24 protein-coding genes and 1 pseudogene are annotated in these 25,437 nt (G+C 29.1%); 9 read left to right on the forward strand and 16 right to left on the reverse strand.

Going from position 1 to position 25,437, the window contains the following annotated elements; genetic code table 11:
- Position 1: 1 nt before the first annotated feature.
- From greA to CQA76_RS02670, 4 genes are all read right to left on the reverse strand, one after another.
- Positions 2-487: a transcription elongation factor GreA gene (gene greA / locus CQA76_RS02655; RefSeq protein WP_137621905.1), complete on the reverse strand. Its 486-nt coding sequence runs from the start codon at positions 485-487 to the stop codon at positions 2-4.
- Between the two features lie 11 nt (positions 488-498).
- Positions 499-1,593, reverse strand: coding sequence for a lipid-A-disaccharide synthase (gene lpxB, locus CQA76_RS02660; RefSeq protein ID WP_137621906.1), 1,095 nt, complete (start codon positions 1,591-1,593; stop codon positions 499-501).
- Between the two features lie 150 nt (positions 1,594-1,743).
- The gene (locus tag CQA76_RS02665; RefSeq protein ID WP_137621907.1) at positions 1,744-3,663 is read right to left on the reverse strand and encodes a site-specific DNA-methyltransferase; all 1,920 of its coding nucleotides are present in this window, start codon (positions 3,661-3,663) and stop codon (positions 1,744-1,746) included.
- The gene (locus CQA76_RS02670) at positions 3,660-6,503 is read right to left on the reverse strand and encodes a restriction endonuclease (RefSeq protein ID WP_137621908.1); all 2,844 of its coding nucleotides are present in this window, start codon (positions 6,501-6,503) and stop codon (positions 3,660-3,662) included. The genes CQA76_RS02665 and CQA76_RS02670 overlap by 4 nt, the downstream gene beginning before the upstream one ends.
- 252 nt (positions 6,504-6,755) lie before the next feature.
- Between CQA76_RS02670 and pepT the strand changes: the two genes are divergently transcribed.
- On the forward strand, positions 6,756-7,991 hold the full coding sequence (pepT, locus tag CQA76_RS02675; protein ID WP_137621909.1) for a peptidase T: 1,236 nt from the start codon (positions 6,756-6,758) through the stop codon (positions 7,989-7,991).
- On the opposite strand, the gene dcuC is transcribed toward pepT, so the two are convergent.
- From dcuC to CQA76_RS02700, 5 genes are all read right to left on the reverse strand, one after another.
- Positions 7,981-9,279: a C4-dicarboxylate transporter DcuC gene (gene dcuC / locus CQA76_RS02680; protein WP_137621910.1), complete on the reverse strand. Its 1,299-nt coding sequence runs from the start codon at positions 9,277-9,279 to the stop codon at positions 7,981-7,983. The two genes, pepT and dcuC, sit on opposite strands and share 11 nt — an antisense overlap.
- Before the next feature lie 11 nt (positions 9,280-9,290).
- A complete protein-coding gene (gene pepE / locus CQA76_RS02685) occupies positions 9,291-9,995 on the reverse strand; it encodes a dipeptidase PepE (RefSeq protein WP_137621911.1) in 705 nt (234 codons plus the stop codon).
- 137 nt (positions 9,996-10,132) lie between these two features.
- The gene (locus tag CQA76_RS02690) at positions 10,133-10,708 is read right to left on the reverse strand and encodes an RICIN domain-containing protein (RefSeq protein WP_137621912.1); all 576 of its coding nucleotides are present in this window, start codon (positions 10,706-10,708) and stop codon (positions 10,133-10,135) included.
- Complete coding sequence (locus CQA76_RS02695) at positions 10,709-11,515, reverse strand: cytolethal distending toxin subunit B family protein (RefSeq protein WP_137621913.1); 807 nt, start codon at positions 11,513-11,515, stop codon at positions 10,709-10,711. It abuts the gene before it with no gap.
- A 10-nt stretch (positions 11,516-11,525) separates the two neighbouring features.
- The gene (locus tag CQA76_RS02700; RefSeq protein WP_137621914.1) at positions 11,526-12,314 is read right to left on the reverse strand and encodes an RICIN domain-containing protein; all 789 of its coding nucleotides are present in this window, start codon (positions 12,312-12,314) and stop codon (positions 11,526-11,528) included.
- Positions 12,315-12,511: 197 nt separating this feature from the next.
- Between CQA76_RS02700 and surE the strand changes: the two genes are divergently transcribed.
- From surE to CQA76_RS02720, 4 genes are read left to right on the forward strand one after another with little or no spacing between them, the layout of a single operon-like run.
- Positions 12,512-13,282 (forward strand): 5'/3'-nucleotidase SurE, encoded by a 771-nt coding sequence (gene surE / locus CQA76_RS02705; protein WP_137621915.1) that lies wholly within the window; start codon positions 12,512-12,514, stop codon positions 13,280-13,282.
- A complete protein-coding gene (locus CQA76_RS02710; protein ID WP_137621916.1) occupies positions 13,279-13,938 on the forward strand; it encodes a ThiF family adenylyltransferase in 660 nt (219 codons plus the stop codon). The genes surE and CQA76_RS02710 overlap by 4 nt, the downstream gene beginning before the upstream one ends.
- Positions 13,935-14,693 carry a class D beta-lactamase gene (blaOXA, locus tag CQA76_RS02715; RefSeq protein ID WP_232364884.1) on the forward strand — a complete coding sequence of 253 codons (759 nt, stop codon included), beginning with the start codon at positions 13,935-13,937 and terminating at the stop codon, positions 14,691-14,693. The genes CQA76_RS02710 and blaOXA overlap by 4 nt, the downstream gene beginning before the upstream one ends.
- A 34-nt stretch (positions 14,694-14,727) precedes the next feature.
- Entirely contained in the window at positions 14,728-15,051 is a 324-nt protein-coding gene (locus CQA76_RS02720) for a type II toxin-antitoxin system RelE/ParE family toxin (RefSeq protein WP_137621917.1), read from the forward strand.
- Between the two features lie 57 nt (positions 15,052-15,108).
- Here the strand turns inward: CQA76_RS02720 and CQA76_RS02725 are convergent, their stop codons facing one another.
- Genes CQA76_RS02725 through CQA76_RS02755 form a run of 7 tightly spaced genes read right to left on the reverse strand, consistent with a single transcriptional unit; the run spans position 15,109 to position 20,252 of the window.
- Positions 15,109-15,978, reverse strand: coding sequence for a sulfate/molybdate ABC transporter ATP-binding protein (locus CQA76_RS02725; RefSeq protein WP_137621918.1), 870 nt, complete (start codon positions 15,976-15,978; stop codon positions 15,109-15,111).
- An 8-nt stretch (positions 15,979-15,986) separates the two neighbouring features.
- Complete coding sequence (modB, locus tag CQA76_RS02730; protein ID WP_137621919.1) at positions 15,987-16,658, reverse strand: molybdate ABC transporter permease subunit; 672 nt, start codon at positions 16,656-16,658, stop codon at positions 15,987-15,989.
- Positions 16,651-17,046: a TOBE domain-containing protein gene (locus CQA76_RS02735; RefSeq protein WP_137621920.1), complete on the reverse strand. Its 396-nt coding sequence runs from the start codon at positions 17,044-17,046 to the stop codon at positions 16,651-16,653. The genes modB and CQA76_RS02735 overlap by 8 nt, the downstream gene beginning before the upstream one ends.
- On the reverse strand, positions 17,043-17,780 hold the full coding sequence (gene modA, locus CQA76_RS02740; RefSeq protein WP_137621921.1) for a molybdate ABC transporter substrate-binding protein: 738 nt from the start codon (positions 17,778-17,780) through the stop codon (positions 17,043-17,045). The genes CQA76_RS02735 and modA overlap by 4 nt, the downstream gene beginning before the upstream one ends.
- 47 nt (positions 17,781-17,827) lie before the next feature.
- On the reverse strand, positions 17,828-18,505 hold the full coding sequence (locus CQA76_RS02745) for a methyltransferase domain-containing protein (RefSeq protein WP_137621922.1): 678 nt from the start codon (positions 18,503-18,505) through the stop codon (positions 17,828-17,830).
- Complete coding sequence (locus tag CQA76_RS02750) at positions 18,502-19,113, reverse strand: pimeloyl-ACP methyl esterase BioG family protein (RefSeq protein WP_137621923.1); 612 nt, start codon at positions 19,111-19,113, stop codon at positions 18,502-18,504. Before CQA76_RS02750 ends, CQA76_RS02745 begins: the two co-directional genes overlap by 4 nt.
- Positions 19,110-20,252 carry an aminotransferase class I/II-fold pyridoxal phosphate-dependent enzyme gene (locus CQA76_RS02755; RefSeq protein ID WP_137621924.1) on the reverse strand — a complete coding sequence of 381 codons (1,143 nt, stop codon included), beginning with the start codon at positions 20,250-20,252 and terminating at the stop codon, positions 19,110-19,112. Before CQA76_RS02755 ends, CQA76_RS02750 begins: the two co-directional genes overlap by 4 nt.
- A 69-nt stretch (positions 20,253-20,321) precedes the next feature.
- Between CQA76_RS02755 and CQA76_RS02760 the strand changes: the two genes are divergently transcribed.
- The 4 genes and pseudogenes from CQA76_RS02760 to CQA76_RS09385 all read left to right on the forward strand — a co-directional run.
- Complete coding sequence (locus tag CQA76_RS02760; protein WP_137622048.1) at positions 20,322-21,605, forward strand: adenosylmethionine--8-amino-7-oxononanoate transaminase; 1,284 nt, start codon at positions 20,322-20,324, stop codon at positions 21,603-21,605.
- Between the two features lie 71 nt (positions 21,606-21,676).
- The gene (locus CQA76_RS02765) at positions 21,677-24,124 is read left to right on the forward strand and encodes a DNA cytosine methyltransferase (protein ID WP_137621925.1); all 2,448 of its coding nucleotides are present in this window, start codon (positions 21,677-21,679) and stop codon (positions 24,122-24,124) included.
- Positions 24,114-25,316 carry a restriction endonuclease gene (locus CQA76_RS02770; protein ID WP_137621926.1) on the forward strand — a complete coding sequence of 401 codons (1,203 nt, stop codon included), beginning with the start codon at positions 24,114-24,116 and terminating at the stop codon, positions 25,314-25,316. The genes CQA76_RS02765 and CQA76_RS02770 overlap by 11 nt, the downstream gene beginning before the upstream one ends.
- A pseudogene (locus CQA76_RS09385) lies at positions 25,316-25,435 on the forward strand (hypothetical protein); the annotation flags it as partial. The gene CQA76_RS02770 and the pseudogene CQA76_RS09385, both read left to right, overlap by 1 nt.
- Positions 25,436-25,437 lie beyond the last annotated feature (2 nt).

Genomic DNA, 25,437 nt, shown 5'->3' on the forward strand with positions numbered 1-25,437 from the left:
CTTAGAATTTCAAAGGTTCATAACTAATAGAAACGATCTCAAATTCGCTTTCACCTTTAGGCAAACGAACTTTAAATTCATCGCCTTCTTTTTTTCCAAGCATAGCCTTTGCTATAGGTGAGGCAATGGAAATATAACCTTTATCCAAATTTCCTTCACAAATTCCAACAAGAGTGTATTTGCTTTCTTTTTCAGTGTCTAAATCCATAATCACAACACTAGATCCAAATTTTACGCTATCGTGTTCATAACTTGCAGGATCTATAACTTGCGCACGAGCTAGTAAATCGCTAAGTTCTGCTATGCGACTTTCGATTAGGGCTTGTTTTTCTCTTGCTGCGTGGTATTCTGCATTTTCTTTTAAATCTCCATGACTTCTTGCAGTATCGATTTCTATAACAACTGCTGGGCGTTGATTGTCTTTTAAGTCTTTTAATTCAGCAACTAATTTATCATATCCAAATTGACTCATTGGTTCTTTTTGCATAATCTATCCTTTTAATCTTCATCAAGTATTTTAGCTAAATTCTTTGCACTTCCAAATTTTAAATATTGTTTTAAAAAATCAACTTTAGCAAAAAAATTCTTATAATCGTATTTAAGATAAGCTTGATATAAATTTTCTACATTGACTTCATTTTGTAAGAATTCAGGGTTTAGCTCTTCTTTTCCTGCAAAATCGCAAAAAATATTTGCAAGGCCGATGTGTTTTAACTTCACAAAAAGCCTTGCTATAAAAATATCAATAGCCTTTGCCTTGTAAGCAAGAACAAAAGGAGTTCCAACTAAAGCTGCCTCCAAAGTTGCTGTGCCACTGCAAATAAAGGCAAAATCTGATTTTTTTAAAACTTTAGGCGTATTACTCTCTATTTTAAATTCGCTAATATCGCCATAAAGATCGAGTTTGTTAAGATTAAAAGGAGGGATACAAAGGATCTTTTCGCCTTGAAAATTTTTAGAAAGCTCTTTAAAAATAGGCATTAAGCGTTTGATTTCACTTCTTCTTGATCCAGGTAAAAAAGCAACGATTTTTTCATGTTCTTTTTTTGAAAGTAGAACTTGTGTATCTTTTTCATCTTTAAATTCTTTGATTTCGTCCAAAAGTGGGTGTCCAACGTAAATACTTTTGCTAAAAAACTGATTATCAAAAGGCAAAATAGAGGCTAAAACATCAAAATGACTTTCTATGATGGGAATTCTTCCTTTTTTCCATGCCCAAACTTGAGGTAAGATATAATAAATTCTTTTTATCTTAGAATCGGCTTTTTTTAAAGCTTTCGCAAAAGGGATGTTAAAAGCGGGAGAATCTATACATAAAATCGCATTTATTTTTTGCGTAAAGCTTAAATGGACTAATTCTTTTATCGCACGTTTTGCTTTAAAGATAAGAGGTAAGATCTCTACAAAACCCATAGCACTAAATTCGTGTGAGCTATAGAGGGGCTTTGAGCTTAGATTAAACTCATCACATAAGCTTTCATCATAAATTCCCACTAAATCAAATTCTTTATACTCATCTTTATAGGCTTTTAAAACTTCTTTTAGGTGCAAATTTGCTGAAGGTTCTAAGGCACAAACGAGAAAGGTTTTCATTTTTACTCTTTTTAAAATTTTTAGGAAAAAATCATAACCAATTTTCACTTAATATTTTGCTAGTTTTAAAAATTAAAATCAAGTGTTATTGATAATATTGGTTTTATTTTTAAAAATTTTTTATAATTTTGAAAACATTCTAATTTATCCTTAATACACCACTTTTAAGCGTTCTTTTAAAAAGCTTTCTAGGTTTAAATAAATTTCTAAATTTATATCATCAAAACCGTTAATATATACATTTTCATTTTGAGTATTTTTTAAGAAATTGAAAACCTCATCATCAAATTCTATCACATAAAAGCTTTGTTCGCATTGGTAAATTTTATTTTTTAAAATTTCTTTTAGATTGCTATCTAAGGTTTTGCAATCTTGCAAAGCCAAATTTAACGCTTTTTCATAAGGACTTAGATTTGCATGATTTTTTAAAGCTAAAGCGTTTGCATCATTGCTTATGAGTTCGGGTTTTTCCACAAGAGAAAATACTTTAAAACCTAAATCCAAATTTTTATTTTCACTCATGATTTTTTCACTGGCTCTTTTAACTCTTTCTATGGTTATATCACTGATGACTGGATTTTTACTTTTTAACTCATTTTTGCAAAAATCATAAGCTACTTTATTTTTTTTCTCATCTATCTCTTCATCAAGTTGGACTAGGATAAATTTACGATTTCCTCCATCTTCTGCATTTAGCTCCATAACCGCTTGTGCTGTTGTGCCACTTCCCGCAAAAAAATCTAGGATAATATCAGAATCTGTTTTATTTTTTATAGAAACTTGTGAAACTAAAAATTTTATCAATTCAATACTTTTGGAATAATCAAAAATATTTTTTTGATTAAAAATTTTTTGCAACCCCTTATTTGCACAATCATTAGAATATTGATTATTTATAAGCTCAATACTAGATATGTTCCTTGTTCTATCAATGGTTTCTATATAATAAGGTCTCTTATCAGATATTTTTGCCTTAAAATATGTTTTTGTATAAATTCTGTCATTTTTTACTTCTATAAAATTCATCTTCAAGCCATAATCAAACTTTTCTTTACTCCATCTCCAAACCCAATCAATACTACTATATTTACCACTTTGCCTTTCTAAAAATTTATTATATCCACCTGGATAATATTTCTTATCATCTATAACAATCTCAAAATCCATTTTTTTATTATATTGCAGCGAGTCATAATCAAGCGTTTGGTTAAGTTTATAACCACCTCTATCAGCATAGTATTCATCTCGCATTTTATAATCTTGCTCATTAACTTCAATTTGTTTAAAAAATATTTCATTTTTAGAATAACACAAAATATAATCATGATTATTGGCTATTTGATTTGTAGATTTCCCAGCTTTTTTTGTTATCCTAGGCATACATGCTACAAAATTCTCTTCCCCGAAAATTTCATCGCAAAGTATTTTTAAATTCGCTTGTTCATTATCGTCTATGCTTATAAATATCACTCCATCCTCACGAAGTAAATCCCTAGCAAGTTTAAGACGTGGTAGCATAAAAGAAAGCCATCCACTATGGGTTTTGCTTGATTTTATACTGTTGAAAAATCTTAAAGTTTCGCTTTCTATCTCTTGTCCATCTTCATCTATTTCTAAAAGTCCAGTTTCTAACAAAAGTTTTTTATAATCTTGCCTAAAATCATCTTTGTAAATAAAATCATCATTTTTAGTATTGTAAGGCGGATCGATATAAATCATTTTTATTTTTTCATAATAACTTTGCTTTAGAAGTTTTAAAGCGTCAAGATTGTCCCCTTTTATGATGATATTTTTAGTATTTTCGTAATTTAAGCTTTGATTTTTTTCAAATTTTAATTCTTTAGTGTTTGGAGTGTTATAAAGTGCATTTGCTAAGGCTTTTCCGGTAAAAGTTAGCTCATAACCTTGGGCTTTAGTGTTTAAGCCTAGAAGTTGCATGATGGCATTTAAATTTGGCACATTATCGCTTATGGTTTGTGGATGGTTATGCTTTAGATACTCTAAGAATTCATTTTTGCTTTCTTCTGTGTTGATTAAATTCTCTTTTTTTATATCGTTAATATCTATCATTGTAAAATTTCCTTTATGCACTCTATGAGTTTTTGTTTGTTTATCCTTGTGTTGAAAATAATATCTATGTTTTCATTTTTTAAAGTATCATTTAAATTTTTAAAAAATACTTTTGCATAATCTATCTTTTTTCTTTCATCTTGTGGAATTTCATTCTCATTGTTATAGCCTTTGCTTTCGCATATAAAGAAGATTTTTTTGCCTTTATTATCCTCTAAAAAATAAGCAAAATCAGGCTCATAATTTTTATACGGAGTAGGGATGCTTAATTTTGGTAATTTTGCAAAGACTTTTATGGTTTTTTTGTTTATATTTTCATTGTTTTCTTTGATGATTTCTTTTTCTATATTAGAATCATAAACTACGCTTTCATAAAGATAATTTTTAGCCGGTTTTTCATCATCTATATAGCGTCCTAATTTTTGCATATCTATGCTTTCTCTGAATTTGCCATTTTCTACTAAATTTTCATAAGAACTTGAGAAAATATTTAAAGAAAATTCATAACTTAAGCATTGTAATAAGCTATGGTGAAGTTTGTTTTTGATTATATTTTTTAAATTATCAAAAGCTTTTTTAGGGGAATTTTCAAATTTGGTTTTGTCTAATTTTTCATAAATTTTCAGTAAAAATTGTAAGGGAAATTTTTCATTTTTACAAAAATTTAAAAATAAATTATAGATGTCTTTATATAAACTAGCCTTATAATCGATCTCTTTTAAGATATTGAATTCTTCTGTGATTATAGTATTTTCTTGTGCATTAAAAACTTTTTTTTCAAAATATAAAACTTCTTTTTCTATTTTTAAAGCATTAAATTCTTTTGCTATTTTTTCTATAAGTTCTTTTTCTTTTATATTTTTATAGACTATGCTTGCTTTTTTATTTATGTTTTCCCAAAGTTCTTTAAAATCTTTGGCTAGATCGGGTTTTATTTTTATTTTATTATTTTCTTTATTTGCATTGATAATTTGCTTGTATTTGTTTTGAGAATTTTCATTAAGAGCTTTTAATAAAGTTTCAAATTTATCGCCCAAAATTTGTTTAGCCTTTTCATCATCTTTTATGCTATCGTATAAAGGTTTTAATATAATATAATTATTTTCTTCTTCTGAAAATTGTATTATTTTTTTGTCTTCTAAAAGAACTAAAATTCTATGAATTTGGTGTTCGTTTAAATTTATACTTTTGAAAGATAGAGAATTTAAACTATTTTCGTTGAAAGCAAAGCTAGAATTTGAAATTTCTTTTTGTAAATTTTCTATATAATTAAATTCTCTTGCACTCACTAAAATATCAAGATAATTAATATCATAAAATTTGGCATCATCAAAATTTAAATAACTATGGGTAATTCTTTTGCCTTTATCATTGACGCAAAGCCTTAGGCCACGTCCGACTTGTTGGTGTATGCTGATTTGCGAAGAAGAATTTGAAAGTTTGGCAAGGGTAAAAATATTTGGATTATCCCAGCCTTCTTGTAGAGCCCAAACGCTAAAAATAAAACGTAAAGAAGTGTCAAAAGAAAGTAACTTTTCTTTATCTTCTAAAATCAGTTTTACTCCATAAGCTTCTTTTTCATCCGCGTTTCCTTTGTCGCCGCTAAAATAGCCTTGATGGACTTTTAAATTTCCATTTTCATCAAAGTCTTTTTCTAAGTATTGTCTATAAGATTTGTCTAGTTCGGTTTTAAGTATTTGTTTTCTCTTTGTTTTATATAACTCTTCAAATTTATTTTTTATAAAAGGATTGTCGCCTCTAAAGTCTAAAATACTTGGTATAAAAAATAAACTTAATGCTTTAATGTTTTGCTTAAATAATCTTTCTTCTTTTTTAAAATGCAAATCTATGGCTTGTTCTAAAAGTTCTGTAATTTCATCTTCATTTAAAACATAATTTTCTTTTTTTTCTATGATGGTTTCATTATCAAAATATGCTTTATTATCTTTAATATTTTTTAAAATAGCATTATTTAAGATTTTACAACTATCGCCTTTTTTTATTTTTATCTCTTGTTCCATGCCATTTGAAAAATAAGTAAAGGTGGCTAAGTCTTTTTTGTATTCTTTTAAAAAAATATTTTTATTTTGAGTTCCTAAAGTATTTACTTTAACTTGTTTTACAAGATATTCTTTAAAAGCAGATATAGAATCAAGACAATAAATTATATTGCTAAGTTCATACTCTTTTTCTTGAGGAAAAGTAGCACCAAAACGAAAGTATAAAGAATTTAATCTAGAAAAATACTCATTAAAAGCCTTACCCTTAAGTAAATGTGGCTCATCTATAATGCTAATTGGTTTTAAGTCTATGATATTTTCAAAAACACTTTTTGAATTAAATAAACTTTCATTATTTTTATTTAAAATATTCCCTTTTTTATCTATAGCACTATTTGTTAAAACTAAAACTGAAAGTTCATCTTGATTTTTAATATAATTATTTATGATTGCACTTTGACTTTTTGTATCTGTATAAAAATAAGCTTTTATATATTTTTGATATTGTGTTTTAAAATACTCTTTAGTGAGTTCCAAATTTTGTTTAACGGATTCTAAAATAGCTTTTCTTGGAACAAAAATTATGAATTTATTTTGCTTATAGACTTTATTAAGTTCAAAAATTAAATTTATATAAGTGAAGGTTTTTCCAGTACCAGTTTCCATTAAGATATCTAAATTTAATTTGTCTTTTATATTTTGTATTGGTAAATGGGTGGTTTTGTAAAAATTTTGCAAACATTGTTTTAAATTATCTTGTTTTTTAAAGTCAAAATCTTTTAAAAGTTCTATTATGTTATTGATGCATTTTTCTTGATATTCTTGCTTTTCAAAAATCATTTAATTCCCCAAAAATTAAAAAATTATAGTAGCGAAATTTGACTTAAAATATCAAAAAATGCAGAGAAAATCTCTGCGTAAATTATTTTCTATATCCGTATTTTTAATCTTTTAAAGCATTATCATTTTTTTTGAATAATGGCTTGATTTTTAACATTAATTTTTTACTAAATCTGTCGTGATGATTTGAAGTATTGCAATAAAATGTGATTATAATTAAGATGATTAATTTTTTCTTATTTAAGGATTTTTATGGATATCGCCCAAAGATTTATAAATTATACTAAGATCAATACTACAACCAATAAAGAAAATGGTTTAGCAGGTATCATGCCTTCAAATCCTAATGAAATGCAACTAGCTAGTTTGCTAGAAAAGGAACTTCAAGAGCTTGGATTGAGTCAGATTGTTAAAAGATCCAATTCTATCACAACAGCGCTTTTACCTGCAAATGTTTCCAATGCACCTCGTATAGCTTTTTTTGCACATTTAGATACTAGCAGTGAGCAAAAAAATGATACTAAGGCACAAATCACGCATTATGAAGGTGGGGATATTTGTCTCAATAAAGAATTAGATCTTTATCTAAGAGAAAGTGAATTTGAAGAGCTTAAAAATTACAAAGGCGATGATATTATCCATACTGATGGAACGAGTTTGCTAGGTGCGGATGATAAAGCTGCCATCGCTGCGATTATGGATATGATTGAATTTTTTGTTAAAAATCCTTCTTTAAAACATGGGGATATCATTGCGGGCTTTTTGCCTGATGAAGAGCAGGGATTAAGAGGGGCTAAGGCTTTTGATGTGAAAGAAATTAACGCTGATTTTGGGTATTGTTTGGATTGTTGCGGTATAGGTGAGTTTATCTATGAAAATTGGAATGCTGGAGATGCTATAGTAACTTTTCAAGGAGTTTCAGCACACCCTATGAGTGCAAAAGGCAAACTTGTAAATTCGCTGATTTTAGCCCATCAATTTATCTCTATGCTGCCAAGGGGCGAGGCACCTGAATACACAGAAGGCAAGGAAGGGTATTTTTGGGTGAAAGAATTAAATGGAAATAGTGCAAAAACGATTTTAAAAATAGACATTAGAGAATTTGATGAGGAAAAATATAAGCAAAGAATGCAATTCTTGCAAGATTTATGCGATTCTTGTAAAAAAATGTGGGGTGAACAAAGGATACAAATTCATTTATCAAATCGCTATGAAAATGTTTTTAATGCCTTAAAAACTACGGATTGTCTCCCTGTAAAACTGGCTTTAAAAGCTTATGAAAATTTAGATATAAAGGCAAAGATCATTCCTATGCGTGGCGGTTATGATGGGGCTGTGCTATCTGAAAAAGGGCTTATGTGTCCAAATATCTTTACTGGAGCACATAATTTTCATTCTATTTATGAATACTTGCCACTTAAATCTTTAAAAGCAGCAAGTAAAGTTTTGCAAGAAATTATTCTTTTAGCTAGTGAAATTAAAGCATAATAAAAGCGATCACTAAAAGAGAAATGATTGATCCTAGGGCAGTTCTTTTTACAATTTCTATGGTATTTACTCCTGCGATACCTGCTACAATAATACTTGCTGCCATGATAGGTGAAACAACCCTTCCAAGTACTCCAGCGACTGTAGCCACCATACCTAATGCTACTTGATCAAAGCCTAAATCTTTAGCGTGTATGGTGATTGACTGATTAAAAGCCATCGTTGGGGCATCACCCGATCCTGTTACCATAGCCATTAAAAAAGGTATAAAGGTTCCTCCAAATCGGACATAATGCTGCTCATTTTTTAAAAATTCAATCACAGCCTTAGTAGCCCCACAAGCTTCCAATCCTGCAGCAAAAACACTTGCAGCAACGATAATACCTACAACATTAGCATAAGAACTTCCCATACCATTGAAAAATTCTTGACAAATTTTAGTAGGACTACTCATAGTTACAACCATAGCTAAAATGGCACCTAAAAGCATAGCTTCTGCCACTTGAATTTTAGTTGTCCAGTTTAAAATAGGATTTAAAATTTCAATTTTTGGTAAATTACTCGCACCGACGATCAAAATAACAATAGGAACTAAAGGCATCAAAGCATATAAGAAATTTGCTTTTTTAATTCCTTCTTCGGTTTGTGTTTTGCTTTCATAAACTGCTCCTTTTTGATAATCTTTAAAAATAAGAGCCATAATGATTAAACAAATACAAGTGATGATTCCAGAAACAAAAGTAAAATTAAATTGAACACTTAAAACTTGAGGGATGCTTAAGCCACTCATATCAGCGATGATGCCATTATGAGAAGTGCCAGGGCTTAAAGCACTTCCTAAAGTTCCGCTTACAACCGCAGTCGCTGCCATAGCAGGTTTGATCCCAGAAGCCATTAATAAAGGGATTAAAGTTGCTCCAACCGCTGCAGAACAACCGGCCGCAGAAGGTATAGCAATGGAAATAAAAAAAGTTATGATAAAAGCAATAGGGATTAAGAAAAAGCCTAAATTTTTTAAAGGAGCGGTGAGCAATCGAACTAAATGAGCGTCACATCGAGTGAATTTCATCACAAAGGCAAAACCCATACTCGCACAAATGGCTTTAAGCAAAGAGGCTTGAGTCATTGAAGAAGTAAAGGCATTTAAGGCATCAATTGGTTTTAAAGAAACCAAACAAAGGATAAAACCAACACCAAATAAAGTTGTTTTTGTCTCTGCTTTTTTAATGAGTAAAATAACAGTTGCTAAAGTTCCTAGGGTTGCTAATATCAAATAAAAATTATGCATTTTAATTCCTTTTAATAAGGGTATTCTTGATTGAGTTCTAAAGTGGTGCTTTTCATAGGGTGTTCAAATTTAAGCACAGGATTATGTCCTATAATTTTAACTTTATTATCTTTTATTCTAAGAGCTGATCCTTCAGGTATGGCGTAAATTTTTTCTTGAGGATTAGCGATTAAAAATTCTTCCAAACGTTCTTCTCGACTTTCTCCATTGTGTCCTTGAATTTTACCGCTGATAAAATGAGGATTAATTTGATGAGGAAAAAGGTTGAGCGCATTAAAACTTTTAGGCATGATAATTGGCATATCGTTGGTTGTTTTTATGCTTTTTCCTGCTATATTTGATCCAGCACTCCAGCCGATATAACAAGCCCCTTCTTTGACGCGTTGAGCTAGACAATCTAAAAGATCGTATTCGTAAAGTTTAGATAAAAGCATAAAAGTATTGCCTCCACCCACTAAAATGACTTTAGCTTTTAAAATGGCTTCTTTGGAGTGATTATAACGATGTATAGAGACGATATTTTCTTGATTTAAACTTTCTTTTACTTTTTTCTCATATTCATCATTATTTCTTCTTACTCCTGCATAAGGGATAAAAAGTATTTCTTCATTTAAAGAATCACATTCTTTTAAAAAATCTTGTATATAGGTTTTAGCATGGGTTAAATAACCAGTATCTTGATAACTTGAACTGCTTAAAAGTAAAAGATTTAACATAAAATTTCCTTTGAAAATTAAAATTTTTAGCAATTATAGCAAAAATGATTGATTTATAAACAAATGTTTTTTAAATATTTTTATTTTATTTATAATTTATAATAAAAATTAGTAATTAATTTACCCAAAAAGGTAAATTAATTAAGCGGGGTGGCTTCAACTATAGCGGGGGTAAAAAATAATAACTGAAAAGGTTCGACAAATTCACGAGTTCCTCTGAAGCATTCTTGTATGCCTATACGGCTTTCTAAAGGAATTTGAGGATTGCGAAAAGTTGATATGCATTCAACTCCTCCAAGCACCAAAGATCTAATTTGCACAGCAGAGCTTGTTGTTGGCATGATGGAAAAAACGGTTTCTAGTTTTTCATCTTGCAAATCTCCTTGACAAGACTTAGCGCCAAAAAAACCACTTTCTAAAATAGCTAAACATATATCATCATCGTGTGGATTAACAAATTGTACATAACCAAAAGGAAATTTATCAGCTAGAGTATCTTTTGCTTTTAATTTATCACTTAAAACAATTTCTCTTAACACCCAATTTTGATCGGTTAGATCTTGGGAAGTTTCTCTAAAAACGCTGATTGAAATTCCTGTTTGAAGAGATCTTATTGCAAACATAGGAGTATAATCAGGTAAATCCCCCTTAGAAAGCTCTATGCTAAAGGCTGCGTTTAAAAAAATCACACATAATAATAAAATTTTTTTCATTTAAAACCTCCTAAAATTAACTGGAAAATGATCAGAAGCTAAAAAACTTCTAATACCTGCTAAAGCCAAGACAGCATTTAGTAAAGGCGGTGTATAAGCTGCTGCTTGATTTGAATTTCCTGTTATAGCATAGTCGATTGTATTGCCCGAAGTTTGTGTAAAAGAAGGCGGAGAAACAATATTAATACGTCTTCTTAAATCAGGATCTAATAAAGGAATGAGTTGGTTAGGATTACGATTGAAATCCCCCATAATCATCCAGTTGATATTAGGTAAATTTCTAAAATGCATATCAACAGCTGTCACTATAGCACCCGCATCATTTCCACCTCTAGCTAAAGCGTGAATACTAAAGAATGCATCATTGCCTATGCGAATTCCTATAATAGGTCTTGAAGCCACGGTTGGAGGTGGTAGCACTATAACTTCATCAGCCCTTGTTCTACTCACTATAGCCATATTGACTCGATTTGCACCAACATCCACTCTTGAATAGTAAATATAAACAACATGCGGACGTGATAAAGATCCTAAATTCCATTCATATTCATGTATAGGAATTCCAACTCCAACAGGCTGAACTTGTCTTGAGGTCATTGTTGCGGTTGCGGGCAAGACCCCTGCTTCTTGGATAGCTACAATATTTAAAGGATTTTCTCCGGTTACAAGTTGTCTGACACTAATGTTCCATTTGCTTTCAGTTGAAGCCGAAGATCCTTGCATATTCCAAGTTCCAGTAGAATAATCCTCTAGACCAGCAAAAACTAAACTAATATTAAATACCAAAAATAAAATAATCTTTTTCATAATTTATTCCTTAATAAGGTGAATTAGCCCCATAGCCAGGTGTTGTTATATACCATTGTTTATCTAAAGTTTTTTCACCTGGTTTAGCACACTCTGTTAAAAAAATTTTATAAGAGCTAAAATTAAATTCATGCATTACATCTCTTACGGGAGTTTGTATGCATTTTTGTGTTGCAATATTTTTAATTTGATACGCTCCATTACTCATAGGGATGAGTTTCCAAAGTTGTGCGTGATTGCTTTGGTCGCAAGGATAATGTACTATGCCGTTACCATAAGCATTTAAGCAAGTTTCAGTTGCTGCATTTCTAAACATAACAATATTGCTTGAAAATTCAACCAATTGCCAAGCTCTATAATCTGGAAAACCTTTACTGGCATTTAAATTGTATCCCCATATCCAATTTCCAGGATTAGATCCCCATATAGTTAATGCTGCTCCATTTGGATTCATAACGGTTATAAAATCGCTTGTGTAGCCAGTATTTCCAGCGGCAGAGACGTCGTTAAATTCACCGTTTGCTTTTAGTCTCGGTCTTGGAGCTTTAGTAGAATTAGCATCTAAAGAATCAAAACGAATAACTGGTGGTACCAAAGGAATAGCCGGAAATTTTTCTCCTTTTGCCAAGCTAGGATCTGTTTGATCTTTTGGTTTTGTAGGTTCTGTTCCTATTTTTAAAGGATCGCTATCATACATTTCTCCATAGGAACGTCCTAAAGGGTTGAGTTCTTTGGTTGAACAAGCTGAAAATATAATAGTAAATATTAAAAAAGATAAATAAAATCGCATATTTTTCATAGTAAATATTGTCCTCTGTTTTTTTGATATCATAACATAATATAAAGATTATTTCAATGTTATTATTTCATAAAGTAATTTTGAGCTTTAAAAAAATCTAAAAATAAATTTGTATAATTTTGACTCATTTATAAAAATTTCTAATAATGCATAAATATTATATGCAAAAAGATTTGTAAAAATGCTTAAGGAAAGAAATGAAAGAAATTCTTATTACCAATGATGATGGCTATGAAAGTAAAGGATTAAGAAAACTAATAAAAATGCTTCAAAAAGAATTTAAAGCAAAGATAACCATAGTCGCACCTTCGAGTGAAAAATCGGCTTGTTCTCATTCTATTACTTTGGTAAGACCTCTTCAGTTTGTTAAGGTTAAAAAAAGATTTTATAAGCTAGATGATGGAACTCCTGCAGATTGTATTTATCTGGCTTTACATGCTTTTTATAAGAAAAAACTACCCGATCTTGTGATCAGTGGGATCAATAAGGGGGCAAATGTAGGAGAAGATATTACTTATTCCGGAACTTGTGCAGGAGCTATGGAGGCTGTTTTGCAAGGAGTTCCAGCTCTTGCACTTTCGCAGTTTTATAAAAAGGATGAAAAGATAAACTACAAAAATGCATTAAAAATAACCAAAAAGCTTGTAAAAAAGATTTTGAATCAAGGATTTCCTTTAGATAAAAAAGAATTTTTAAATGTAAATTTTCCCTCTTCAAAAACGAATTTTAAAGGGATAAAAATCGCCAAAGTTGGAAAAAGAATTTACAATTATAAAGCCCATTCTAATGTCAATCCAAGAGGGAAGAAATATTTTTGGCTTGCAAGTTCTAGTTTAGAATTTGAAGATGAAAAAAAATCCGATATTGCGCTTTTAGAAAAAGGCTATGCAACTATTACACCTATAATGCTTGATTTAACAGCTTATAAAAAATTAAAACAAATAAAAAAATGGATTAAGGAAAAATAATGAATGATAGATTTACACGCGTAAAATGGCTGGTTGGTGAGGAAAATTTAGAGAAAATTTCACAAACTAAAGTCTTAGTTTGTGGGCTTGGGGGAGTTGGAGGAATTTGTGTGGATGCACTTTTTAGAAGCGGTTTTACAAATCTTACTTTAATTGATGGAGATTGTTTTGAAATCACCAATCAAAATCGCCAAATTCATAGCGAACATATAGGTGAAGAAAAGGTGAAGGTTTTTGAAAAAATTTATAAAGCAAAGGGAATACAGGCTAAGATTGATGATGATTTTCTCAACTCATTTGATTTAGGTTGTTTTGATCTGATTATTGATGCGATCGATGATATTCCTGCTAAGGTAGCTTTGGCCAATAGAATTGATTTTAAAGAACAAATTTTTGTTTCTTCTACAGGAGGTGCTAGAAAACTCGATCCTACACGCATAAAGGTTGCAAGTATTTTTAAGACTCATGGTGACGCTTTAGCAAAAAAATTTCGTTATGAGCTTAGAAAATCAGGTTTTAATAAAGATTTTGATGTAGTCTTTTCAGATGAAATGCCACATTGTAAGGATCTTGGATCTTTCATGGGGGTTACGGCTTCTTTTGGATTGGCTTTGGCTTCTTTGGCCTTAAAAAAAGTTCTTGGTAAAAAAATATGATAAGAATATTTGTTTTATTTTTACTTTTTCAAAATTTTATTTTTGCTAAGAATTTGCCGGATTTTTTTAAAGATCAAAATCTTAACGGAGTGATGATTGTTTATGATGGTAAAGATTTTTTAAGCAATGATTTTTTAAAAGCAAAAGAGCGTTTTTCTCCAGCTTCTACCTTTAAAATTTTCAATGCTTTAATCGCTTTAAATTCTCATGTAATTAAAGATACAAGTGAAGTTTTTTATCATTATAAAGGTGAAAAAGTTTTTTTACCCTCTTGGGCACAGGATGCGAATTTAACTTCAGCCATAAAAAGATCTCAAGTGCCTGCTTTTAAAGAACTTGCAAGAAAAATAGGCAAAGTAAGAATGCAAGAAAATTTAAATAAACTTGATTATGGCAATAAAAAAATTTCTAAAATTGATGCTTTTTGGCTTGATAATACTTTACAAATTTCAGCCAAAGAACAAGCCGCTTTACTTTTTAAACTTGCCAATTTAAAACTTCCTTATTCTAAAAAAATTCAAGAAGAAGTCATTAAAATGATCGAGTTAAGACAAAATGATGATTTTATCCTTTATGGTAAAACGGGCTTTAATGATAGTATTGCTTGGATTGTAGGATTTGTTTATTTGAAAAAATTTCATTCTTATCAATCTTTTGCACTCAATGTTAAAATTTCAAATTTTAAAGATTTATATAAAAGAGAAGAAATTTTAAATCAATATTTAAATTATTTACTTAAAGATTTGAAAAAATAAGATAAAGTAAATATCGATAAATTAAAGGTTTTTTATGTATGAAATCGTTTATTATAATAATAAAATCACGAAATTTATAAATAACCTTGAGTCTAGTTATAAAGAAAAAGCTTATAAAATGATACAAGAATTAGCTATAAATGGCAACAAACTCGATGAACAACACAGTAAAACAAGATGCGATGATATTTTTAAGATAAGATTGAAAACTCCAAGACATTCGATCAGAATTTTTTATGCTTTTGAAACGAAATTATTTATTTTGCACGCCTATGCTAAAAAAGACAATGCGACTAAAAATAAAGATCTTGAAATCTGCGTTAAGAGATTAAAAGATATCAAAAGAATGCTTGCTTAGCTTATTCGCTTTTTAATATTAGTATTGATCAAATAACTCTATACATTAATGTAAAAATCATTTAATTTTCCCTACAATGATAGGATTAAAAGCTTTTATGGAAAGTAAAAGTGTATCGCCGATTTTTACATCTTGATAATCCTTTAAAAATTCTTCCTCGCTGAGTGTGATTTTAACAATATTTTGATTTAAAAGTAGGGTAAAAATGATCAAAATATCGCTTTTTTTAATCTCAAGCAAAGTCGCACTAAAACGTAATTTTGCACTTAAATTTGCTTGTGTAAAAAATTCATTTTTGGGTAAATTTTTAATGATCTTGCCATTTTGAATTTCTATGATTTTATGGCTTAGTTTGTAAATTTCAGCTATATCATGGCTTACAAGTAAGGTTGTGATTTTAAAATGATGTAAAATTTTTGTAAGTTCATCTTGTAAATTCATACGCATTTTAAAATCTAAAGCGCTTAAAGGTTCATCTAAAAGCAAAATTTTAGGCTCTCTTATTAAGGATCTTGCTAGGGCGACTCTTTGGGCTTGTCCGCCTGAAAGTTCTTTAGGATATGCTTTGGCTAATTCTTTTAAATTCATAAGCTCTAAAAATTCATTGATTTTTGTTTCATTTTTATTTGCGTAGCTTAAATTTTCTTTGACATTCATATTAGGAAATAAAGCATAATCTTGAAACATAAAACCTATTTTTCTTTTTTGTATGTTTAGATTGATATTTTTTTTATGATCAAACCAAATTTCATTATCTACTTCTAAGTACCCGCAATTTGGTTTGATTAACCCTGCTATGATTTTAAGCAAGGTTGTCTTTCCAGCTCCGCTTTCTCCAAAAATAGCTGTGATTTCTCCTTGATCGATTTGAGTTTTAAATTCAAAATTTTTAGCATTGACTTGATATTTTAGATCTAGTTTTAGCATTTAATTTCCTAAAAATTTAACTTTTTATTGACAAAATATAGGCTTAAAAGTATGGCAAAAGAAAGGATGAAAAGCGTAAAGGCGTATTGGTGTGCTAGGGTGTAATTTAAGCCTTCAAGTTCATCATAAATGGCGATACTAGCGACTAAAGTTTCGCCTTGTTTGTGTCCGCCTATCATCATAACAACTCCAAATTCGCCCATAGTATGGGCAAAACTCATCGCACAGGCTGAAAAAATACCCGCTTTGCAATTAGGCAAGATGACTTTAAAAAGGGTGGTTATTTTGCTTTTGCCTAAAGTATAAGAAGCATCTAAGAGATTTTGATTGATCGATGAAAAAGCGCTTTGCAAAGGATTGATCATAAAGGGTAGAGAAAAAATGATAGAAGCAAAGACAAGTCCTTCAAAGGTAAAAACTAAAGAAAGGTGAAAATATTTTTGCAAAAAATTCCCTAAAAAAGTATTGGCTGAAAAACTGATCAAAATATAAAAACCTAAAACACTAGGAGGCAAAACTAAAGGTAAATTAATACAAGTTTGTAATAAAGCTTTAAAAGGAAAATGAGTAAAACTTAAAATATAGGCTAAAAAAACACCTATAAAAAAAAGTATAAAAGTGGTGATAAAAGCTAGTTTAAGGGTTAGAAAGAGAGTTTGTAAAAAGACAGGATCAAGCATTGTTTGTCCTTAAAATAATATCATTTGCTTTGATAAAGCAAAGCCATTCTTGATTTTGACAAAGTTTTAGTTCCAAAGCTTTTTCCTTGGTGATCAAGCTAGAAAGTTCTTGATCGTGGAATTTGAAAAATACATGATATAAGAGTTTTCCTTCTTTGATTTTTGAAATTTTTGCTTTAAAGGAATTTTCTATGCTTAAATTAGAATTTAGCGAGGCAAAACAAAGTTCATGTTCTTTAAAAAGCATTTGAAGTTCTTGATCTAATTTGAGTTCTTTAAATGGAGCAAGCATTAGAACCTTAAAAATTTCATTTTCGCAATTTATTTTTACGAGTATCAAATCATCTTGATAATTAACTTCGCAAACCTTGCCTTTTAAAATATTCATGGGGTATTAAATCCATATTTTTTAAAAATCTCTTTTGCTTTGGCTGAACCTATAAAATCGCTAAATTCAAAGGCTAATTTTTTATTTTTGGCGTATTTTGTGATCACAAAGCTTTGCTTTAAAGGGGTAAAATATTTTGGATCGATAATACTTGCGTATCCTTTGGGGTGGTTAATAGGAGAAACTAAAGAATAAGCCACGATGCTAAGTTTGGATGCTTTGGAATCAACATATAAAACCGGTTGTGCGATATTATCGCCTAGGATAATTTTATTTTTTAAACTTTCGTTTAGATCAAGTTTTTCTAAAATTTCTTTAGCGGCAACTCCATAGGGAGCTATTTTTGGATTTGCTATGCTTAGATGATTGATTTTTGTTAAATTTTCTTTGAGATTTTCAAAACGGATTAAATTTGGGTCTAAGCTATATAAGGCTAAAACACCCAAAGCATAAATTTTTGGTTTTTCTAAGGCGTTTTGATCTTTAAAAATTGCCTCAGCGTATTTTTCATCGGCTGAAAAAAATAAATCAAATTTTCGCCCTTGCTTTAAAAGTTGGTAATATTTTCCAGAGGCGCCAAAAATCATTTCTATATTATCATTTGGATGGGTTTTTAAAAATTCATCTTTAATCGCACTCATAGCTTTTGAAGCTGAAGAAGCGACAAAAATACTAAGATTTTCTGCTTTAAGACATAAAAATAAAAACATACAAAAAAATAATATTTTTTTCATTTGTGATAGTTCCTAGGGAAATTTGCCCAGATTATAACAAAATAATTTTATATTTTTTTTACATAAATAAAAATAGGATGATAGGTGAGTTTGTTTTGAAATCTTTTTTCATAGTCTTTTAAAAAAGTTTTTGATAAAGCGTGATAACCTAAAGAATTTACCCCGCTTAATTTTAAGTGTCTAAAAACCTCCAAAGGGTTTTCAAATTCTAAAGTGATAAAATCTTCTTCTATAAAAATTTCAAAAAAATACTCTTGTAGGATTTTTTTGATGTCAAAAAGAGAAAGATAGTTTAAAGAAAATCCTGTACTTTGTGCGATTTGTTCTAAATTTTTTTCACCAAAAGTAGATAAAAGTAAAATACTTTTTTTGTTAAGCATGTTTTTAAGGGTTGGCAGTATTTTTTTTAGATCAAGCCATTGTAAGGTTGCATTAGAAGCAATAAGATCAAATTTTTGAGTGCTTAAAGGGTGATGGGCAATATCATTCATATCAAAAATTTCAACTTTATCTTGAATTTTGTAATCTAAAATGTCGTTTAAAATGTATTTTTCAAAGATGATTTTCTTTTTTAATTTTTGTGTGAATTCACCTTGTGCGCAACCAAATTCAAAGACTTGATCAAAAAATTCATTTGTAGGGATTTTTTCACAAAGCTTATCTCCCATCCAATCTTGCACTTTTGCAGCTTTTTGATAGCTTGATTTGGCTTTTAAAAAATTCAAAGTTCATCCCAAGAATGAAAATGAAAAAATGCAAAATGAGGCTCATTTAGAAAAATTAAATTTTCAAAGCTTTTTTTTAAAGCATTTTGTGGAAAGATCTCATCTTGATTGCTTGAGTAAATTTTATCCCAAATTAAATTTTCTTTTTGATCTTTTAAAGCAAATTCAAAAAGCACATTAAGTTCATTTTTTAAGGCATTTTCATCTTTGAAAATAAAATTTTTACTTTTATCTTTATGATTTTTAAATAAAGAATTTTTAAAATTTTCTAAATTAAATTTTTTTATGGTTTTACTGAAAAGTGTAGGATGGATACCTTTTTCTTTATCTATGCCTAAATTTGTGCCATTGAGGGCAATTTTTTGATTAAAGTTGTATTCTTTTAAAAGATAATTAGCAAGGCAAACTCCCATGGAAAAGGCTATTAATTTGATTTTTGAAAAAGCTTTAAAATCAAATTTAAAATCTAAATTTTCAAAATCATAAAATAATACAACATTTTTTTCACTTTTTAAATGCAAAAAATGACTTGGATGGCTTGCAAATCCTCCAAAAACAACAATTAATTCATCGCAATTGGGATTTTTGCATAAAAAAGTATTTTTCATAATAACTCCAAAATTGGATCAAGATCGTTTTGATTAAGTCCTGCGTGCAAAGAAAAGCGAATTCTAGCTGTATTTTTAGGCACAGTAGGTTCTTTAATTGCCGGAGCAAATAAGCCACCTTTTTCAAGTATTTGGGCTATTTCTAAGGCTTTTTTATTATCCCCTAAGATCAAAGAAATGATATAACAATCCCCTAAAATTTGATATTTTTTTTCTTTGAGTTTGTTTTTAAAATTTTGGCTTAGATGATATAAATTTTCTCTTTTATTTTGAAATTTTGTCATATTTTTAAAAATAAAAAGCGTGAAGGCAACGTTGATAGGAGGTAAAGCCGTAGAATAGATAAAAGCACGTGCTTTATTGATGAAAAAATCTTTATATTTTTTAGCACAAATCATACAAGCACCCATTGAAGCAATAGCTTTTCCAAAGGTAAAAACCAAAAAATCAATTTCATTTTCTAAGCCAAGGGATTTTGCAAATCCTAAGCCCTTTTTATCAAAACATCCAACACTATGGGCTTCATCAATATAGAGTTTTATTTTTGGATAAGTTTTTTTAAGTTCAACAAGGGCTTTTAGATCGCTAAAATCTCCATCCATGCTAAATAAGGCTTCGCTAAGTATGATGATATTTTCATATTTTTCATAGTGTTTTTGGATCAAAGATACTAAATGATCTAAATCATTGTGTTTATAGCGAAAAAAATTAGCTCCATTGAGTCTTAATCCATCAATCATACTCGCATGGATAAATTTATCAGCCAAAAAAAGAGTTTTATTTAAGCTTGAAAGTGCGGCTATACAGGATAAATTCAAATGATATCCGCTGTTAAAATGAAGTATTTCTTTATTTTTAAAATCAGCTTTTAAATAATCTTCTAATTCTTCATAAATTTCAAAATTCCCACTCAAACTTCTTGAGCTTGAGCTTGAAAAAAATAGATTTTCATCTTTTAAAGTGCTTAGAAATTCTTGCTTTAATTCTTTATCATAAGAGAGCGCTAGATAATCATTTGAGGCTAAATTTAAAAGCTTTTTGCCTTCTTTATAGACAAATTTTCCTTCATGTTTTAGATGAGGTAGAGATCTAAGATTGTGATCATTTTTTAAATCTTGTAAGATTTTTTCAACGGGCATTTTGTTCCTAAAAATTTAGAATTTTAAAGTATTATTTTGCCACATTATTTTTAAAAAAGAAGTTAGATGATGGATAATGAATTTTTAAAACAGCTTGATTTAGAACACATTTGGCATCCTTGCACTCAAATGAAAGATCATGAGAATGTGCCTTTAATCCCTATAAAAAAAGCTAAGGGGGTTTGGCTTTATGATTTTGACGATAAAAGATATTTAGATTGTATCAGTTCTTGGTGGGTGAATCTTTTTGGGCATTGTAATGAAAAAATCGCAAATGCCATTAAAAAGCAAGTTGATGAGCTTGAACATGTGATTTTGGCTGGTTTTACGCATGAGCCTATTATCAAGCTTTCGGCTAGACTTTGCGAAAAAGTTGGGAGAGATTTTAATAAATGTTTTTACGCAGATAATGGATCAAGTGCTGTAGAAATAGCACTTAAAATGAGTTTTCATTATCATTTAAATCAGGGTTTGAAAAAAAATAAATTTTTATCTCTAAGCAATTCTTATCATGGCGAAACTTTAGGGGCTTTAAGCGTGGGAGATGTCGCACTTTATAAAGATACTTACAATCCTTTGCTTTTAGAATGTCTTAATACCCCTGTCCCAAAAAATAAAGACTATCAAGAAGAACTTTTTGTTTTAAAAGGGATTTTAGAAAAGCATTCTAGTGAAATTTGTGCTTTTATCTTAGAACCTTTAGTGCAGTGTGCTGGAAATATGCATATGTATGAGTCAGGATTTATTGATGAAGCTATAAAGCTTTGTCATGAGTTTAATGTGCAAGTTATTTTTGATGAAATTGCTGTAGGTTTTGGACGCACGGGGACACTTTTTGCTTTACATCAATGCAAACAAAGCCCTGATTTTATCTGTCTTTCAAAAGGGATTACGGGTGGGTTTATGCCTCTTTCTGTGGTGCTTACTAAGGATGAAATTTATCAAGCTTTTTACGCACCTTACAAAGACTATAAAGCTTTTTTGCATTCTCATAGTTATACAGGAAATACTTTAGCGTGTGCTGCGGCAAATGCAGTTTTAGATATATTTGAAAATGAAAATATTTTAGAAAAAAATAAAATTTTAAGCACCTTTATACAGCAAGAGTTTTCAAGACTTAAAAAATTTGATTTCCTTGGTAATTTTAGAACTTGCGGGATGATCAGTGCTTTTGATATTTTAAATGCAAAATACGAAAGAGCTGGGCTTGAGGTTTTTAAAAGAGCTTTAAAAAAATCTTTGCTTTTAAGGCCGCTTGCAAATACAATTTATTTTATGCCTCCTTATGTGATTACAAAAGAGCAAATTTCTTATGTAGTGGATAGTTTAGAGCAAATTTTTAAGAAATTTTAATTTTAAGATAACAAAAAACTTATTATGGTATCATTCTATCATTATTAAACCATTAAGGAATGACTTATTTTATGCTTCCAAATAAAGATTTAACATATATTTCTTTATTTTCATCTGCTGGAGTTGGTTGCTATGGATTTAAAGAAGCGAGTTTTAGATGTATAGCAACAAATGAGATTATAGAGCGTAGATTAAAGATACAACAATACAATGCTAAATGTATATACGATGAATCGTATATATTAGGGGACATTAGGAATCAAATAACCAAGGATAAGATTTTTAAACAAATTGAACTATATAAAAAACTTGGTAACGATAGAGTTGACGTTTTAGTGGCTACGCCACCTTGTCAAGGTATGAGTGTAGCAAATCATAAAAAAACAAATAATGAAATAGAAAGAAATTCTTTAGTTGTTGAAAGTGTTGAATTGATAAAAACAATTAATCCTAGATTTTTTATATTAGAAAATGTGTCAAGTTTTTATAAAACAGGTTGTGTAGATAAAAATAATAACATCGTTAGTATAGGTAATATGGTGGAAAGTAATTTGAATGATAGCTATTCTATATACAATGAGGTATTAAATTTTAAGAATTATGGTGCAAACTCGAGTAGAACAAGAACACTAGTAATAGGAGTATGCAAAGAATTTAAAAATTTTATTGCACCGCTTGAACTTTTTCCAAAATTTTCAAATGAAAAAAAATTAAAAGATATTATAGGTGATTTAAAGTCTTTAGAATGGGGAGAGTATGACAAAAATGATTTTTATCACAGTTTTAGAACGTATCCTTGCAATATGCGTCAATGGATAAAAGATATAAAAGAGGGGCAAAGTGCATTTGATAATGTAGAAGATTATAAAAAACCGCATAGAATTATAGATGGAAAAATTATTATAAATGCCTCAAAAAATGGTGATAAATATAAAAGACAAAAATGGAATTCTGTAGCACCTTGTATACATACGCGAAATGATCAAATGGCTTCACAAAATACGCTTCACCCAAAGGATGATAGAGTGTTTTCAATAAGGGAGCTTATGAGACTTATGAATATACCGGATAATTTCAAATGGTTACCCTTTGAGCTACAACATTTAAACGAGTTAAGTATTGATGATAAGTGTAAATTATCAAAAAAAAATGAGATAAATATAAGACAGAGTATAGGCGAAGCTGTTCCGACTATTATTTTTGAGCAAATTGCAAATAATATAAAAAGATTTATGAGTCTTAAAAATTTAAATAATCAGGAAATTTTAGAAATAGTTAAAAAAAATGATTTAAGGAATTTTACAAATTTAAAAAATTTTATAAAGACTAATAAAAATGTATTATCGAAAGCTACTTTATCAAATATAACCGAAATGGCAAATTCTACAAGAATACAAGATTCTGCTTATTTTACGAATAAATTTATAATAAATGAAATAGCTAAAGCTTTACCTAACATCAATAAAAATTGTATAACTATAGTGGAACCGAGTGTTGGATGTGGTAATTTTTTACCAATCATATTTAAAAAATATGCACACGTCAAGCAAGTAAAATTAAAACTAATAGATGTAAATTTACAAATTTTGGAAATATTAAAATTAATTTATACAAAAAATGATATACCAGCAAATTTTAAATTAGAATTTATATGTGATGATTTTTTAAATCTTGAAGAAGAAAAGGTAGATTTGATAGTTGGCAATCCACCGTTTACAAAAACTAAAACTAGAAATTTAGCCAATTTATTTTTAGAAAAGTCGTTGCGAATGGCGAATTGTGTATCAATGATAATGCCAAAAAGTTTACTAAGTACAAGAGAATATGAAAATACAAGAAATAATTTACAAAAAAAAGGTGTGAGCCATATTTTAGATTTTGGAGAAAAGGGTTTTAGTGGAGTATTAATCGAAACAATTAACATAATCACAGGTAAAACAAAAAATATTTCCATAAAGTCGATACCTTTAAATTTAAATCTTGAGCAAAAAAGCTCTTATATATTTGATAAAAAATTGCCATACTGGGTTATTTTTAGGGATAGTTTTTTTGATAATGTCTTTAGTACATTGAAATGTAACATATTTAAACCCTTTAGAGATAGACAACTAACAAATGCTAATACAAGCACAGCAAAAAATGATGTAAAGGTTATAAAATCTCGCAATATAGATGATAATGGGGATATTATAGAAATAAATGGTTATGATAGTTATATATCTAAAGATATTTTGTATAAATTTAAAATATCCGAATTTTTAGATAGGGATGATGTATATTTAACACCAAATATGACTTATAATCCACGCCTAACTAAAAAGAAAAAAGGATATGTAGTTAATGGTTCTGTTGCTATTTTAGTCCCGAAGCAGAATATTACGCTTACAAAAGAGCAACAAAAATACATATCAAGTAATGAATTTAGGACATTCTATAAAATTGCCAGAAATTATCAAACAAGAACGTTAAATATAGATGATGTAAGTTGTTTTTGGTTTGGAATAAAAGATGTTAAGTAAAATAACTTGCTTTTTAAATGATTACAATTATGATATAAAAATAACTAGGAACGCTAGATGGATCGACCAAAAATGCACTTGTGATGTACTGTCTATAATAGCTGATTGTATTTTAGAATATACACAATATCAAACAAATAAAGCATTTTCTATTAATGATATTTGGCAAAGTAAATATACACAAGAAAACGTTGTCAATATTTTTTCTAAACCAGACGTAAATTCTCAATTTGCAAAAAATGAATACGATAAGTTTTTTTCGCAACCAATAAAACTTTTTGAATATAGTCGTATTTTAAAATTTTTGCGCAAGGATGGCAATTCAAATATTTATGCAATTAGCAACTTGGAGCTTTTAGAGTTTATATCACTAAGAGATTTCAATGCTTTGATGTTTTTAACTTTATATATTAAAAAAGTATTAACGGATAGCGGATTATATGGTTGTTTTTTAAATTTTTTTCAAAATCAGAATAAAAACAGTTTTAAAAAACTAAAAGATATATTTATAGACTTTACTATAAGATATACCCCAATAAATCAAAGCATAGAGTGTGGCAGGATTTTTACTAAAATTTTAAACCCACTTGCTTTTGAACTTAAAAAATATGGCTCAAGAAAGGGACGTTTATCAGATACAATAATCACTTTTGATGAATTGAAGTATAACAGAATAAATTGGCGAGATGAATTAAGCGGTAAAGACAAGCTAATAACAAGATATGAATATGAAATTCCAGAATTTCAAGAAATTCGAGAAAAAGCGAAAGTGTTTTATAATATTCAAAAGGCTAAAAAAATAGTCCGAAGATACAACGATAAATATAATGGTGGATTATCAGAAGTAAAATCAATTAACGAAAAGGTACCTGCAACTCAAATACACCATATATTTCCAACTTCAGAATTCCCAAGTATCAGTGATTTTATAGAAAATCTAATAGCTCTGACACCTAATCAACATTTTATACAAGCACATCCCAATAATCAAACAAATTATATAAACAAGGACTTCCAATATATTTGCTTAATAGCCAAATTGGATACAATAATAAAAGATGAAACTCAGACTTATAGTTTTGAAAACTATCAAATAGTTTTAAATATAGGGCTTTATCCGTATAATTTTGATGGTATTTTTGATTATTATGATTTGATAGAAAAATTAGATCAGATTTATTCTATCGAATAAAATCTTTGCTTTTAAGGCCGCTTGCAAATACAATTTATTTTATACCTCCTTATGTGATTACAAAAGAGCAAATTTCTTATGTAGTGGATAGTTTAGAGCAAATTTTCAATGATTTTTGAAA

This window comes from Campylobacter aviculae, assembly GCF_005406215.1.
In the GTDB taxonomy this organism is placed as follows: domain Bacteria; phylum Campylobacterota; class Campylobacteria; order Campylobacterales; family Campylobacteraceae; genus Campylobacter_D; species Campylobacter_D aviculae.

Excerpts from the sequence above, each read along its gene's own strand:
- greA (WP_137621905.1), bottom strand. The coding sequence starts at position 487 with ATGCAAAAAGAACCAATGAGTCAATTTGGATATGATAAATTAGTTGCT.
- lpxB (WP_137621906.1), bottom strand. The coding sequence starts at position 1,593 with ATGAAAACCTTTCTCGTTTGTGCCTTAGAACCTTCAGCAAATTTGCAC.
- CQA76_RS02665 (WP_137621907.1), bottom strand. The coding sequence starts at position 3,663 with ATGATAGATATTAACGATATAAAAAAAGAGAATTTAATCAACACAGAA.
- CQA76_RS02670 (WP_137621908.1), bottom strand. The coding sequence starts at position 6,503 with ATGATTTTTGAAAAGCAAGAATATCAAGAAAAATGCATCAATAACATA.
- pepT (WP_137621909.1), top strand. The coding sequence starts at position 6,756 with ATGGATATCGCCCAAAGATTTATAAATTATACTAAGATCAATACTACA.
- dcuC (WP_137621910.1), bottom strand. The coding sequence starts at position 9,279 with ATGCATAATTTTTATTTGATATTAGCAACCCTAGGAACTTTAGCAACT.
- pepE (WP_137621911.1), bottom strand. The coding sequence starts at position 9,995 with ATGTTAAATCTTTTACTTTTAAGCAGTTCAAGTTATCAAGATACTGGT.
- CQA76_RS02690 (WP_137621912.1), bottom strand. The coding sequence starts at position 10,708 with ATGAAAAAAATTTTATTATTATGTGTGATTTTTTTAAACGCAGCCTTT.
- CQA76_RS02695 (WP_137621913.1), bottom strand. The coding sequence starts at position 11,515 with ATGAAAAAGATTATTTTATTTTTGGTATTTAATATTAGTTTAGTTTTT.
- CQA76_RS02700 (WP_137621914.1), bottom strand. The coding sequence starts at position 12,314 with ATGAAAAATATGCGATTTTATTTATCTTTTTTAATATTTACTATTATA.
- surE (WP_137621915.1), top strand. The coding sequence starts at position 12,512 with ATGAAAGAAATTCTTATTACCAATGATGATGGCTATGAAAGTAAAGGA.
- blaOXA (WP_232364884.1), top strand. The coding sequence starts at position 13,935 with ATGATAAGAATATTTGTTTTATTTTTACTTTTTCAAAATTTTATTTTT.
- CQA76_RS02720 (WP_137621917.1), top strand. The coding sequence starts at position 14,728 with ATGTATGAAATCGTTTATTATAATAATAAAATCACGAAATTTATAAAT.
- CQA76_RS02725 (WP_137621918.1), bottom strand. The coding sequence starts at position 15,978 with ATGCTAAAACTAGATCTAAAATATCAAGTCAATGCTAAAAATTTTGAA.
- modB (WP_137621919.1), bottom strand. The coding sequence starts at position 16,658 with ATGCTTGATCCTGTCTTTTTACAAACTCTCTTTCTAACCCTTAAACTA.
- CQA76_RS02735 (WP_137621920.1), bottom strand. The coding sequence starts at position 17,046 with ATGAATATTTTAAAAGGCAAGGTTTGCGAAGTTAATTATCAAGATGAT.
- modA (WP_137621921.1), bottom strand. The coding sequence starts at position 17,780 with ATGAAAAAAATATTATTTTTTTGTATGTTTTTATTTTTATGTCTTAAA.
- CQA76_RS02750 (WP_137621923.1), bottom strand. The coding sequence starts at position 19,113 with ATGAAAAATACTTTTTTATGCAAAAATCCCAATTGCGATGAATTAATT.
- CQA76_RS02755 (WP_137621924.1), bottom strand. The coding sequence starts at position 20,252 with ATGCCCGTTGAAAAAATCTTACAAGATTTAAAAAATGATCACAATCTT.
- CQA76_RS02760 (WP_137622048.1), top strand. The coding sequence starts at position 20,322 with ATGGATAATGAATTTTTAAAACAGCTTGATTTAGAACACATTTGGCAT.
- CQA76_RS02765 (WP_137621925.1), top strand. The coding sequence starts at position 21,677 with ATGCTTCCAAATAAAGATTTAACATATATTTCTTTATTTTCATCTGCT.
- CQA76_RS02770 (WP_137621926.1), top strand. The coding sequence starts at position 24,114 with ATGTTAAGTAAAATAACTTGCTTTTTAAATGATTACAATTATGATATA.